The organism is Clostridium sp. AF28-12 (assembly GCF_003435225.1).
GTDB classification, from domain to species: Bacteria; Bacillota; Clostridia; order Lachnospirales; family Lachnospiraceae; genus Pilosibacter; species Pilosibacter fragilis.
Genome location: NZ_QWGJ01000006.1, coordinates 20,740 through 33,042, shown reverse-complemented (window position 1 = coordinate 33,042; position 12,303 = coordinate 20,740). Strand labels below are relative to the sequence as shown.

Genomic DNA, 12,303 nt, shown 5'->3' with positions numbered 1-12,303 from the left:
CTTCTCTTTTTAGATACGCCCGTCTCCCATCCTTTTGCGGGAAACGGATGATGTTCTTTTTTATGATACTTTTCTGAAATTTATGAATATTTACGCAAACTCCAGATACCGTCTCTGGCACTCCTTGATATCATGGTCCAGCTGTGCCTTCAGCGCGCCGATAGACTCAAACTTCATCTCCGGTCTCACAAAGTCGAGAAGCTCCACTTTCATCTCTTTTCCGTAGAGATCTCCCGCAAAATTATAGAGATAAGTCTCCACTCCCACCGGATTTTCCCCGGAGATCGTAGGCTTTGCCCCCACATTTGTCAGTCCGCCGTAAGTTTTTCCGTCCACGGTCACCCTCGTCACATAGACGCCGAACTTCGGCAGGTGTTTCACCGCCGGCGGGATCAGGTTCGCCGTCGGATATAATTTTGTGTGTCCGATGGCGTTTCCATGCTGCACCGTTCCGGTGACAAAGTAATAATACCCCAAAAGCTTGTTTGCCTTTATGATATTTCCGTCCGCCAGCATCTCACGGATGTAGGTGCTGCTGATGATCTTTCCTTCCTCGTCCCGCTCCTTGTCAACAACAAAATAGCGGTATCCGTACTCAGACGACAGGCGCTCCAGCATCGCGCAGTCCCCGGCTGCCTTGTATCCAAAGTGGCAGTCCGGACCGGAAACGATGACCCCGGCGTTCATGTGTCCCACCAGGATGTCGGAGACGAACTTCTCCGGTGCCATATGGCATACTTCCTCATCAAACGGGTATTCTACGATGTAGTCAACACCGGCTTTCTCCAAAAGCATCTCACGCTCCGGGTTCGTCATGATCATGGTCTGCATCTTTCCCTTTACCAGGGTTCCCGGAGGCGTCGCGAAGGTGAACACGGCGATCTTAAAGCCTTGTTCCTTCCATTTTAACATCTCATGCATCAGCTTCTGGTGTCCCCTGTGGAGACCGTCGAATTTACCGATGCTGACGACTGTCTTCTCTTTGATCTGAAACTCTCTGGTTTCCGCGATGTACTGCATGTCAATTTCCTCCCAGAAAGATTTTTTCCGGATAGTACATGTGTTTCCCTTCGTCGTACCTAAACACCCCGATAAAGGTTCCATCCGAATGATAAACCCGGAACATGTCCCCGCCCCTTATATCTTTTACCGCGCGGCTGCGGAACGGATTTCCGTTCTTTAAGAGCTTATCGAGCTCCTCCGTATCCGAGCGGATCTCCGGAAGCTCCTTGAAAACTTCCTCCACCGGAAGTACGACCTCCGCCAACCGGTCTTCCTCTTTTAACTTCTGAAGCTCGTCCAGTGTCAGGCTCTCCGAGAGTTCAAACCGGCCCACCTTTGTCCGAAGCAGCTCCTTCATACAGCCGCCGACGGAGAGCTTCGCGCCGATATCATGGCACAAGGTTCGGATATAAGTTCCCTTTGAACAGGACACGGTCATCGTAACTTCCGGGAGCTCCATCTTCTCGATCTTGATATCGAAGATCTTAACCGGGCGCGCCTTCCGCTCCACGTTTTTCCCCTCTCTCGCAAGCTCATAGAGCTTCTTTCCATCGACCTTGAGTGCCGAGTACATCGGCGGAATCTGGGCGTAATCCCCGATAAAGGAGAGGACCGCGTCCTGCACTTCTTTTTCAGTGAGGCCCGATGTTTCTTTCGTCTCCAGCACCGTACCCGTCGTGTCCTCCGTGTCCGTCTCGGTTCCCAGAAGAAGAACAGCCCTGTATGTCTTGTCGTGGTCAGTCAGCATATCGCAGAGCTTTGTGCCTTTTCCGGCGCACACCGGAAGAACGCCTTCCGCCGCCGGATCGAGAGTCCCCGTATGACCGATCTTTCTCTGACCCAGGATCCCCCGCATTTTCGCCACCACATCGTGGGAGGTGAATCCTTTTTCTTTATATACGTTAATAATTCCGTCGTACATTCTTTCCTCCGGTGTTCGTTACTTGAGCTCTTCCCACTGCTCGCGGATCTTTCCGCTGATCTTCTCCACGATCTCCTGCGGCTCCCCCGTCATCGTGCAGCCTGCGGCCTTCACATGTCCGCCGCCGCCGAAGCTCAGGGCGATCCGGCTCACATCCACTGCGGAGTTCGTTCTGAGGCTCACCTTGTACTCGTCAGGATTTCCCGTCTGGTAGAGCAGAAACGCGATCTCGATGCCTTCAATGATCCGAAGCTGGTCCACGATTCCGTCCGTGGCCTTTACGGTGCAGCCATATTCCCTTAACTCATCCGTCGTGACAACCGTGTATACACAACGGTTATCCAGAATCCGGACACTTTCGAGAACAGCCCGGCCGTGAATCTTCGCCTGACCATATGTCTTCGCAAAAAAGCTGTCGTCGATGATCTTTGGGAAATCGATGCCCTTTTCCATTAAAAACCCGGCGATCTCCATGGTCTGTCTCGATGTGTTTGAGAACTTGAAGATACCGGTGTCATGAGCAATTCCCGTATACAGGCACTCTGCGACCGCTTTGCTGATCTTTCCCTTATCGAGAAGGCGGAACACCACCTCACTTGCGGAGCTTGCCCAGCTCTCGATCACGTTGACCCTGCACATTCCCTTGTTCGTGATGTGGTGGTCAACGCAGAATGTATCTTTTGCTGTCTCCCGGTACGGGGCGAAGACGCCCAGGCGTGGAACGTCGCTGGCATCCGATGTGATGCAAAGGTCAAATGTTTTTGTGTCGTCGTATTCTGTGTGTACATCCTCAAAACCGGAAAGAAAGGAAAATTTCACTCCCATTTTCTCCAGATACACCGAGACCTCAAGCCCCTCATAATTTTCCTTCAGATAATTATAGAGTCCCAGACAGGAACCGATACAGTCCCCGTCAGGATTTACATGGCCCAGGATCACAATGCTCTTCTTTCCTTCCAGCATCTCATCAAGAATTCCCAAAAGTTCCGCCTCCCTTAATGTGTATTGTAATATAAAAAACAGAAAAATCCGGCAGAATCCGCGTTACGCGTGTCCGACCGGATTCCTCTATATGATTTCAGTACGCTCCTGTCCGCGTATTTTCCACGCAGACCGGTTCCTTCGTTTAATTTTCGCTCTCAGTTCCGTCGTCTTCCTGCTCCTCCGGCATATCCTTTGTCACCTCATCGATGAGCTTGGACATGCGGACGCCGTACTCGATAGACTGGTCCAGCACGAAGAAGATCTGCGGGGTGTTCCGAAGATTTACTTTTTTTGCCAGCTGGGTTCTGATAAAGCCCTCCGCACTCTTTAAGCCGCGGATCGTATCTTTCTCCTGCTCCTCGTCCGCAAGGACGCTGATGTAGGCCTTACAGATCTTAAGGTCCGGTGTGACCGAGACCTGGACCACGCTTGTCATCGGATGAACACGCGGGTCCTTGAGCTCGGAGCGGATGATTTCGCTCAGAGCTTTCTGGACTTCGCCGTTGATCCGGATATTTTTTACACTGTTTTTTCTCATGATATTACCTCTTTTTTTACGACTATCCCGGACATAGCCGCGAAACGAAACTCTCCGCGGCTATGCACAGACCTGACAGACAACTATCTCGGCACCTCTACCATGATATAAACTTCGATCATATCGTCTTCCTGAAGATCGTTGAAGCCCTCGAATACAAGACCGCACTCGTAGCCTGCGTTGACTTCCTTCACGTCGTCCTTGAAACGCTTTAAGGATGCAAGCGGTCCCTCGAAGATCTGCTCTCCGTCTCTCGTGATGCGGGCTTTGCTTCCGCGGGTGATCTTACCGTCAAGCACATAGGAACCAGCGATGGTGCCGACTCCGGATGCCTTGAACGTCTGGCGGACAACTGCATGACCGGTTACCTGCTCCTCGTATACCGGATCCAGCATACCCTTCATGGCAGCCTCTACATCCTCGATCGCCTGGTAGATGACGCGGTACAGACGCATGTCGACTTTCTCGCGGTCCGCGATGGACTTCGCCTGTGCGTCCGGACGAACGTTGAAACCGATAATGATCGCATTGGAAGCGGATGCAAGTGTAACGTCGGACTCGTTGATCGCGCCAACGCCGCCGTGGATGACTTTGACAACAACTTCCTCGTTGGAAAGCTTTACGAGACTCTGTTTTACAGCCTCTACAGAACCCTGTACATCGGCTTTTACGATGATCGGAAGCTCCTTGACATTTCCGGCCTTGATCTGGGAGAACAGGTCGTCTAAGGAGAGTTTTGCCTTTGTATCTTCGATAAGCTTATTCTTGCTCTCTGCGATGAATGTCTCTGCGAAGCTTCTTGCCTCTTTCTCGTTCTGGTGCGCGATGAATACCTCACCTGCGTTCGGAACATCGTTGAGACCGAGGATCTCAACCGGAGTGGACGGGCCAGCCTCTTTGACACGGTTGCCCTTATCGTCCATCATGGCGCGGACTTTACCGTAGCAGCAGCCAGCGGCGATAGCGTCACCGACCTTTAAGGTACCTTTCTGTACAAGTACCGTTGCCACCGGTCCTCTTCCCTTATCAAGCTGCGCCTCGATCACGAGACCTCTCGCGCGGCGGTTCGGGTTTGCCTTTAACTCTTTTACCTCTGCTGTTAAGAGGATCATCTCGAGAAGTTCCGGGATTCCCTCTTTTGTATGTGCGGAAACCGGTACGAATACGGTGCTTCCGCCCCAGTCCTCAGGAATCAGCTCATACTCGGATAACTCCTGTTTTACTCTCTCTACGTTTGCGCTCGGCTTATCGATCTTGTTGACAGCAACGATGATCTCAACGCCTGCTGCCTTCGCGTGGTTGATGGCCTCAACAGTCTGCGGCATAACACCGTCGTCCGCTGCGACAACGAGGATCGCGATATCTGTTGCCTGGGCACCACGCATACGCATTGCCGTGAACGCCTCATGACCCGGTGTATCGAGGAATGTGATCTTCTGTCCGTTGTATTCAACAACATAGGCACCGATGTGCTGTGTGATACCGCCTGCCTCTCTGGAGGTTACGTTTGTCTGGCGGATCGCGTCGAGAAGGGAAGTTTTACCGTGGTCAACATGACCCATTACGCAGATGACCGGCGGTCTCGGAACCATGTCCTTCTCGTCCTCTTCTTCCTCTTTTAAGAGTTCCTCGATGACGTTGACCTTCTTCTCCTTCTCGCAGAGAACATCATACTCCATAGCGATCTCTTCGGCTTTCTCGAAGTCGATCTCCTGGTTGATCGTAACGATGGTGCCCTGTAAGAAGAGCTTCTTAACGATTGCGGACGGCTGTAATTTCATCTTGTCCGCGAGTTCTTTGATCGTGATAACCTCCGGGATTACGATGGTCTTGATCTCCTCGACCTTCGCCTCCTCCTTCTTCGGCTGCGGCGGCATAACCGGAGCTTTTACGCCCTTCTGGCCCTTTCCTGCCTTGCCTTTCATCTCGATATCGCGGTCTTTCTTTGCGTCATGCTCTTTCTTGTAAGCGTTCTTGCTCTGCTTTGTGTTCTGCTGCTTCTGTGCAAGCGGTGTATCGAAGGACGGCTTCGGAATGCCCATGCCGCTTCTGTTTCCGCCCTGACGGTTGTCGTTTCTGCCCTGGTAACCGCCCTGACGATTGTTGTCACGGTTGCCCTGGTAGCCACCCTGGCGGTTTCCGTCTCTGTTGCCCTGGTAGCCGCCCTGGCGATTGTTATCTCTGTTACCCTGATAACCACCTTGGCGGTTTCCGTCTCTGTTGCCCTGGTAGCCGCCCTGACGGTTGTTATCGCGGTTGCCCTGGTAGCCACCCTGGCGGTTTCCGTCTCTGTTGCCCTGATAGCCGCCCTGGCGGTTTCCGTCTCTGTTGCCCTGATAGCCACCCTGGCGGTTTCCGTCTCTGTTACCCTGGTAGCCGCCCTGACGATTATTATCTCTGCTGCCCTGATAGCCGCCCTGGCGGTTATCTCTTCCGCTCTCACGGTTTCCGTCGCGTCCCGGGAACGGACGGCTCTCTCTGGACTGGAAGCCCTGGCGTCCTTCCGGACGGCTCTGGTTCGGAAGCGGACGGACATTCTCACGAAGATCCTGTGCCGGTGCCTCTGTCTTAACTGTCTCCGCCTTTTTCTCCGGTGCCGGTGCTGCTGAAGTCTCAGCTGCCTTTGCCGGTTCTGCCGGCACGCTGTTTGTCGTCGGTCTCACCTGCATGCCGGAACCGTTGTTCTGTCTTGCCGGTCTCTGACCGCCCTGCTGGCGGTTTCCTGCCGGACGTTTCTGTGTGCTGTTCTGCGGACGGTAAACTGCCGCAATACGCTTCTTTGCCGGTGCTGCCGGCGCATTATTTTCTCCTTCAGCCGGAACTGCCGGCTTTGTGGAATTCTCCTGATTCTGATTCAATGTATCTGTTCCCTCTTTTTTCTTTCTTAAATCCTTTTCAAACTCACTCACGCTCGCCACCTCCAAAATAGTCCCTGCAAACCATCGCCAATGTACATGACCCGCCGCATGCAGGCATGCGCTCCTCATGTCCGCAGGACTACGCTTTTGCAGTAAAATGCTTCAACAACGCATTGGAAAAATTCTCGTCGATCACGGCCAGGGACGCTCTCATCTGCTTTCCCAGGATGTGTCCGAGCTCTTCCTTGCTTCCGAACTCAAAGTACGGGACCTTATAGTAAGTACACATGTTCCGGAACATTTTCTTTGTGTTGTCCGAAGATTCTTCCGATACGACCACCAGTCCGGCTTTTCCGGACTTTACCGCCTTCTCTGTGGAGAACTCGCCACTTCTTACCTTGCCGGCTTTCTCCGCCAGGCCCAGCAGGCCCAGGACCTTATTTCTGTTCATCGATCTGTTCCATCTCCTTTTTCAGACTTTCGTAAACCTCTTTTGGAATTGCCATTTTAAAGGAGCGTTCCAGTCCCCGGCTCTTCACTGCCTTTTCAAAGCATGCCATGGATGGGCAGATATATGCGCCGCGTCCGTTTTTTCTTCCGGTCGCGTCAATGGAAATCACGTCGTCAGTACCTTTTAAGACACGGATCAGCTCCCGCTTGTTTTTCATTTCACCGCAGCCAATGCACTGTCTCTGCGGAACCTTCTTTACTGTACTCACTGTGGTCGTTCCCTTCTCTCCTATTCTTCTGTCTCAGCCTGTGCTTCGGAAGTTTCCTCTGCCGGAGCTTCGTCCTCTGCCGGCTCTACATCTTTCTCGTACTCGCCCTCAAAGCCTTCCTCGCCGAAATCCATATCGTCGAAGAGGCCAAGCTCTCTCGCCTGTGTCTCACTCTTGATATCGATCTTGTAGGTGGTAAGTCTTGCGGCAAGTCTTGCATTCTGTCCTTCTTTACCGATCGCTAAGGATAACTGGTAGTCCGGAACGATGACCTGTGCCTCTTTCTCGTCCTCATCCGCAACGACGGAGATGACCTTCGCCGGACTCAACGCGTTTTCAATTAAGAACGCCGGGTTGTCGTCCCAATTGATGATATCGATCTTCTCACCGCGGAGCTCGTTGACAATCGCGTTGACTCTCGCGCCGTTTAAACCTACACATGCACCTACCGGATCAACGTTCGGGTCTGTGGAGCTTACAGCGATCTTTGTTCTGGAACCTGCCTCACGGGCGATGGCGCGAATCTCAACGGTACCGTCGCGGACCTCTGCGATCTCAGCCTCAAACAGACGTCTTACGAGGTCCGGATGCGTTCTGGATACGGAGATTCTCGGTCCCTTCGGGCTGTCCTTAACTTCCAGGATATAAACCTTGATGCGCTCAGTTCTCTGGAATACTTCGCCCTTTACCTGCTCAGCTTCCGGAAGGATCGCATCGATCTTTCCGAGATCTACGCTGACATTGCGGCCGATATAACGCTGGACAATACCCGTAACGACCTCTTTCTCCTTGCACTGCCACTCGCTCAACTGGGACTTACGGCTCTCCTCGCGGATCTTCTGTAAGATCACGTTCTTCGCGTTCTGCGTCGCGATTCTGCCGAAATCATGGGAATCAATGGGGATCTGGACGATATCACCAAGGACATGTCTCGGAGCGATCATTCTTGCGTCGGCGAGGCTGATCTGTGTGATCGGGTCCTCCACAGTCTCAACGACCTCTTTTTCCATATATACAGAATAGTCGCAGCCATCCGGATCAATGATGACTTTCACATTGTCAGCTTTGCCGAAATGGTTCTTGCAGGCTGTGAGAAGTGAATTCTCAATTGCCTCCAGCAATGTGTCCTTACTGATGTTGTACTCTTTTTCGAGTATATTCATCGATTCCATCAGTTCCTTGTTCATTTTTTATCCTCCTTATTAAAAATCGAATGCCAGACGGATTAAGGCAATGTCTTTTCTATTAAATGTGCTCTCGGAACCGTCCTCGTAGCGGATCGTTACGGTGTCCGCGTCATATGCCGTGAGAATTCCGGAGAAATCTTTCTGTCTCTCGATGGCGCGGTACAGCTTGATATCGACTGCTTCGCCGAGACTTCTCTTAAAGTCCTTCTCTTTCTTTAACGGTCTGCCAAGTCCCGGGGAGCTTACTTCCAGGATATAGCTGTCATCGATAAAGTCTTCTTTATCGAGCCAGTCGCTTAAGCGTCTCGATACCATCTCACAGTCATCCACTGTAAAGCCGCCCTCTTTGTCGATATAGGCTCTCAGGTACCAGGTACCCGCTTCCTTCACGTACTCCACGTCCACCAGTTCAAAATTATTCTCTTCCATGATCGGAATTAAAAATTTCTCGACCCTGGATTCATATTCATCTCTTCTTGCCATGGGTTTCCACCGCCTTTCTGCCGGAATATTCCGGTTATGCAAAACGAAAGAGTGGACTTTTTCGTCCACTCTTTTGACCGGTTACTTATGTTATCATCAAAATCATAGCATAGAACATCTGAAAAATCAAGGGGTTTGCTGGGAAAAGTGCCTGTTTGCGGGATTTCTGTGCAGTTTTCCGGGTGTTTTCTATGATTTTGGGGCAGTGACCAGCCCGACAGACCTGTCCATTTACGCAAATCATGCTGATCCTGGTGAATCCTGTGCCGGTGCCTCGTTGCATGGGATTCTGTTTTCTGATATACTATGTTTACGCTGCCGCCTTTTATTTTCTTTCAGGCGGCAGGTCACTTATTATATCTATATTACAGAAAGCAGACCTTATTGTATATGAAACGATTTGTTATCGGTATCCTCGCGCATGTCGACGCTGGAAAGACGACCATGTCCGAGGCAATTTTATATGAGACAGGAAAATTAAAGAAAATGGGGCGCGTAGACAACCGGGACGCGTTTCTCGATACGTTTGCACTGGAGCGCGCCCGCGGCATCACGATCTTTTCGAAACAGGCGGTCTTTCCGTTAGGCGATGCTTCCGTGACGCTCCTCGACACGCCGGGTCATGTGGACTTTTCGGCGGAGATGGAGCGGACACTGCAGGTGCTGGACTACGCGGTGCTCATCGTCAGCGGGGCTGATGGGGTGCAGGGACATACGGAGACGCTCTGGAGACTCTTAAGACGATACCGGATCCCGGTGTTTATCTTTGTGAATAAGATGGATCAGAAAGGGACGGATCGAGATGCGGTGCTGGCATCGCTGAAGGAGCGGCTGGATCATGGAGTCGTGGACTTCAGCGGGGTGATCGGGAATGAGGATGTGTTGACATTTTCAGTCTCTGCTGAACCGTTTTCGGCGGTCTGCAGAGATCCAGAAGAGGCAGCTGAGGAGATCGCCACCTGCGATGAAGCGCTTCTGGAAGCTTACCTCGCAGACGGTACTTTAAAGACAGACGATGTGCGGAAAGTCATCCATGACCGGAAACTCTTCCCGTGCTTTTTCGGCTCTGCGTTAAAACTTTCCGGCGTCCGGGAATTTCTGACCGCCCTCGGGGAGTTTGCGTCATGTCCGGACTACACGAAGGACTTCGGCGCGAAGGTGTTCAAGATCTCCCGCGATGGGGCAGGCGTCCGGATGACGCATCTGAAGGTCACGGGCGGAAGTTTGAAGATCCGCGATTCGCTGTCCCCTGATTCTGAGGAGAAGATCAACCAGATCCGGCTCTACTCCGGCTCAAAGTTTGAGGCATTGAAGGAAGCGGAACCTGGCATGGTGGTGGCCGTCACCGGAATCTCCGACACGAGGCCTGGACAGGTCTTCGGAACTGCCTCCGAGAGTGCTCTTCCGCTTTTAGAGCCGGTCCTCACCTACCGGATCCTGCTGCCATTTGGGACAGACTCCCACACCATGCTCAAAAACATGCGCATGCTCGAGGAGGAAGATCCGCAGCTCCATATCGTCTGGAACGAGGCACTGGGCGAGATTCAGGCCCAGGTCATGGGCGATGTGCAGATGGAGATCCTAAAAAGTCAGGTACAGGAACGTTTCGGTGTGGAGATCGGTTTTGGGGAAGGAAATATTGTATATAAGGAAACGATTGCTAAGACCGTTGAGGGCGTCGGACATTTCGAACCGCTGCGCCACTACGCGGAAGTCCATCTTTTGATGGAGCCAGGCGAACCGGGAAGCGGACTTGTCTTTGACGCAGACTGCAACGAGGATATGCTGGATCGGAACTGGCAGAGGCTGATCCTGACACATCTGGAAGAAAAGCGTTTCCGGGGAATCCTCACCGGTTCCGAGATCACCGATATGAAGATCACTCTGATCGCCGGACGTGCCCATCAGAAGCACACGGAGGGCGGCGATTTCCGTCAGGCAACCTACCGTGCTGTCCGTCAGGGACTCTGCGAGGCGGGGTGTGTGCTCTTAGAGCCGTACTATGCGTTCCGTCTGGAAGTCCCATCGGAAAACCTTGGGCGTGCTATGGCGGATCTTGACCGGATGCAAGGTGATTTTTCTGCACCGGAACAGGATGGTGCTATGGCTCTTCTTACGGGAACCGCTCCGGTTTCCACCATGAGAAATTATCAGCGCGATGTGATCTCCTACACAAAAGGCCGTGGGCGGCTGACCTTGAGTCTTTCCGGCTACGAACCGTGCCACAACGCCGAGGAGGTGATCTCGGCCTCCGGCTACGATTTCGATTCCGACCTTCAGGATCCTGCCGGATCCGTCTTCTGCTCCCACGGGGCAGGCTTCGTGGTGCCGTGGAGTGAGGTGAAGCAGTATATGCATGTGGAGAGTCCGCTGGCAAAGCAGCTTGCGAAGGAACAGCAGGAACGGGAGCTTAAGGAAGCGAATGAACGGCTGGCGGCGATGGCGGCGGATGTAGCCGCGGGGAAAGTTCCGAGTGGCGCAGCTGGCGGCAGCGCTGCTGGCTCTGGTTTTCCTTGCAGTAAAAATTCTGGCTCTGGAGCTGGACCTGGTTCGAGCGGCTCTGCCGCTTCTGGTAACGGTATCGACTCTGGAGCTTCTGCGAATGGCACCGCCGGTTCTTCCTCCGACAGCCGCGGAAATGGAGGTTCTTCCCTTTCCTTCTATGACGACAAGGAACTCCAGGCCATCTTCACCCGTACATACGGCGAGCCGAAGCGGAAGCTTGCCTCCGACTACGACTCCCGCACCGTGATCCGCGCAAAGAACGCCAGCCCGGTGAAGCCGGTGAAGGAAAAAGAGGCGCCAGAGGACGAGTATCTTCTCGTTGACGGCTACAACATCATCTTTGCCTGGGAGGAGCTGAGCGACCTGGCGGCAGTCAGCATCGACGCCGCCCGCTACAAGCTCATGGACATCCTAAGCAACTACCAGGGATTCCGCAAGATCTGCGTCATCGTCGTCTTCGACGCCTACAAGGTCCCCGGCGGTGTGGAGAAAGTCCAGAAATACCACAACATCAACGTCGTGTATACAAAAGAGGCGGAGACCGCCGACCAGTACATCGAAAAAGTCGCGATCCGCATCGGCAGACGATACCGCACCACAGTCGCTACCTCCGACGGCGTGATCCAGCTCATTATCCGAAGTCAGGGCTGTATCCTCTGGTCCGCGAGGGATTTCCGTGAGGAGATCGAACGTGTCGGAAAGCTGATCTCTGAGGAAAAGGGAAAGCACACCGGCAATGCAAAAAATTATCTGTTCGCGCATGCAGACGCGGAGACACAGAAGTATTTAGAGGCAGTACGACTGGGAAAAAATCCTGAAATGCCATAAAAGAATGTGCCTTGGCACATTCTCGCGCCTCGCGCGGTCGCTTGCGACAGTCTACATCTTCGCGCGAGTGCGCATCTTTGGCACGTCAGTGCCTTTTTCTGACCCCATTTCAGACATTTCTCACACTTTTTCCGTCCTATTTCCAGCCATTCTCTACATTTTCCGACCTGCCCTCAATCTCTCTCCCTTGAACCACCAACACGCAATCCAGCGAATTTTCGAAATTTTCGAAATAGAGCGCGATTTTAAACCTTCAGACTCAAGCACATAACTTCTC

10 protein-coding genes are annotated in these 12,303 nt (G+C 52.7%); 1 reads left to right on the top strand and 9 read right to left on the bottom strand.

Going from position 1 to position 12,303, the window contains the following annotated elements; translation table 11 throughout:
* Window positions 1-90: 90 nt before the first annotated feature.
* The 9 genes from DWY93_RS07010 to rimP all read right to left on the bottom strand — a co-directional run bounded on the left by DWY93_RS07010 (window position 91) and on the right by rimP (window position 8,693).
* Window positions 91-1,020, bottom strand: a complete 930-nt coding sequence (locus DWY93_RS07010) for a bifunctional riboflavin kinase/FAD synthetase (RefSeq protein WP_117470762.1) — start codon at window positions 1,018-1,020, stop codon at window positions 91-93.
* 1 nt (window position 1,021) lies between these two features.
* Entirely contained in the window at window positions 1,022-1,924 is a 903-nt protein-coding gene (gene truB, locus DWY93_RS07005; RefSeq protein WP_117470761.1) for a tRNA pseudouridine(55) synthase TruB, read from the bottom strand.
* An 18-nt stretch (window positions 1,925-1,942) separates the two neighbouring features.
* Window positions 1,943-2,905, bottom strand: coding sequence for a bifunctional oligoribonuclease/PAP phosphatase NrnA (locus DWY93_RS07000; RefSeq protein ID WP_181968321.1), 963 nt, complete (start codon window positions 2,903-2,905; stop codon window positions 1,943-1,945).
* A gap of 145 nt (window positions 2,906-3,050) precedes the next feature.
* Window positions 3,051-3,446, bottom strand: coding sequence for a 30S ribosome-binding factor RbfA (gene rbfA / locus DWY93_RS06995; RefSeq protein WP_117470760.1), 396 nt, complete (start codon window positions 3,444-3,446; stop codon window positions 3,051-3,053).
* A gap of 83 nt (window positions 3,447-3,529) precedes the next feature.
* On the bottom strand, window positions 3,530-6,355 hold the full coding sequence (gene infB / locus DWY93_RS06990) for a translation initiation factor IF-2 (RefSeq protein ID WP_242990556.1): 2,826 nt from the start codon (window positions 6,353-6,355) through the stop codon (window positions 3,530-3,532).
* Between the two features lie 88 nt (window positions 6,356-6,443).
* Complete coding sequence (locus tag DWY93_RS06985) at window positions 6,444-6,755, bottom strand: ribosomal L7Ae/L30e/S12e/Gadd45 family protein (RefSeq protein ID WP_117470758.1); 312 nt, start codon at window positions 6,753-6,755, stop codon at window positions 6,444-6,446.
* Window positions 6,742-6,972 (bottom strand): YlxR family protein, encoded by a 231-nt coding sequence (locus DWY93_RS06980; RefSeq protein WP_117470801.1) that lies wholly within the window; start codon window positions 6,970-6,972, stop codon window positions 6,742-6,744. The genes DWY93_RS06985 and DWY93_RS06980 overlap by 14 nt, the downstream gene beginning before the upstream one ends.
* 71 nt (window positions 6,973-7,043) lie before the next feature.
* On the bottom strand, window positions 7,044-8,210 hold the full coding sequence (gene nusA / locus DWY93_RS06975; RefSeq protein WP_021904667.1) for a transcription termination factor NusA: 1,167 nt from the start codon (window positions 8,208-8,210) through the stop codon (window positions 7,044-7,046).
* Between the two features lie 15 nt (window positions 8,211-8,225).
* Complete coding sequence (gene rimP, locus DWY93_RS06970; protein ID WP_021904666.1) at window positions 8,226-8,693, bottom strand: ribosome maturation factor RimP; 468 nt, start codon at window positions 8,691-8,693, stop codon at window positions 8,226-8,228.
* Between the two features lie 390 nt (window positions 8,694-9,083).
* Between rimP and DWY93_RS06965 the strand changes: the two genes are divergently transcribed.
* Entirely contained in the window at window positions 9,084-12,026 is a 2,943-nt protein-coding gene (locus tag DWY93_RS06965; protein WP_117470757.1) for a TetM/TetW/TetO/TetS family tetracycline resistance ribosomal protection protein, read from the top strand.
* Window positions 12,027-12,303: the final 277 nt, after the last annotated feature.

Coding starts and splice junctions, on each gene's coding strand:
- DWY93_RS07010 (WP_117470762.1), bottom strand. CDS start 1,020: ATGCAGTACATCGCGGAAACCAGAGAGTTTCAGATCAAAGAGAAGACA.
- truB (WP_117470761.1), bottom strand. CDS start 1,924: ATGTACGACGGAATTATTAACGTATATAAAGAAAAAGGATTCACCTCC.
- rbfA (WP_117470760.1), bottom strand. CDS start 3,446: ATGAGAAAAAACAGTGTAAAAAATATCCGGATCAACGGCGAAGTCCAG.
- DWY93_RS06985 (WP_117470758.1), bottom strand. CDS start 6,755: ATGAACAGAAATAAGGTCCTGGGCCTGCTGGGCCTGGCGGAGAAAGCC.
- DWY93_RS06980 (WP_117470801.1), bottom strand. CDS start 6,972: ATGAAAAACAAGCGGGAGCTGATCCGTGTCTTAAAAGGTACTGACGAC.
- nusA (WP_021904667.1), bottom strand. CDS start 8,210: ATGAACAAGGAACTGATGGAATCGATGAATATACTCGAAAAAGAGTAC.
- rimP (WP_021904666.1), bottom strand. CDS start 8,693: ATGGCAAGAAGAGATGAATATGAATCCAGGGTCGAGAAATTTTTAATT.
- DWY93_RS06965 (WP_117470757.1), top strand. CDS start 9,084: ATGAAACGATTTGTTATCGGTATCCTCGCGCATGTCGACGCTGGAAAG.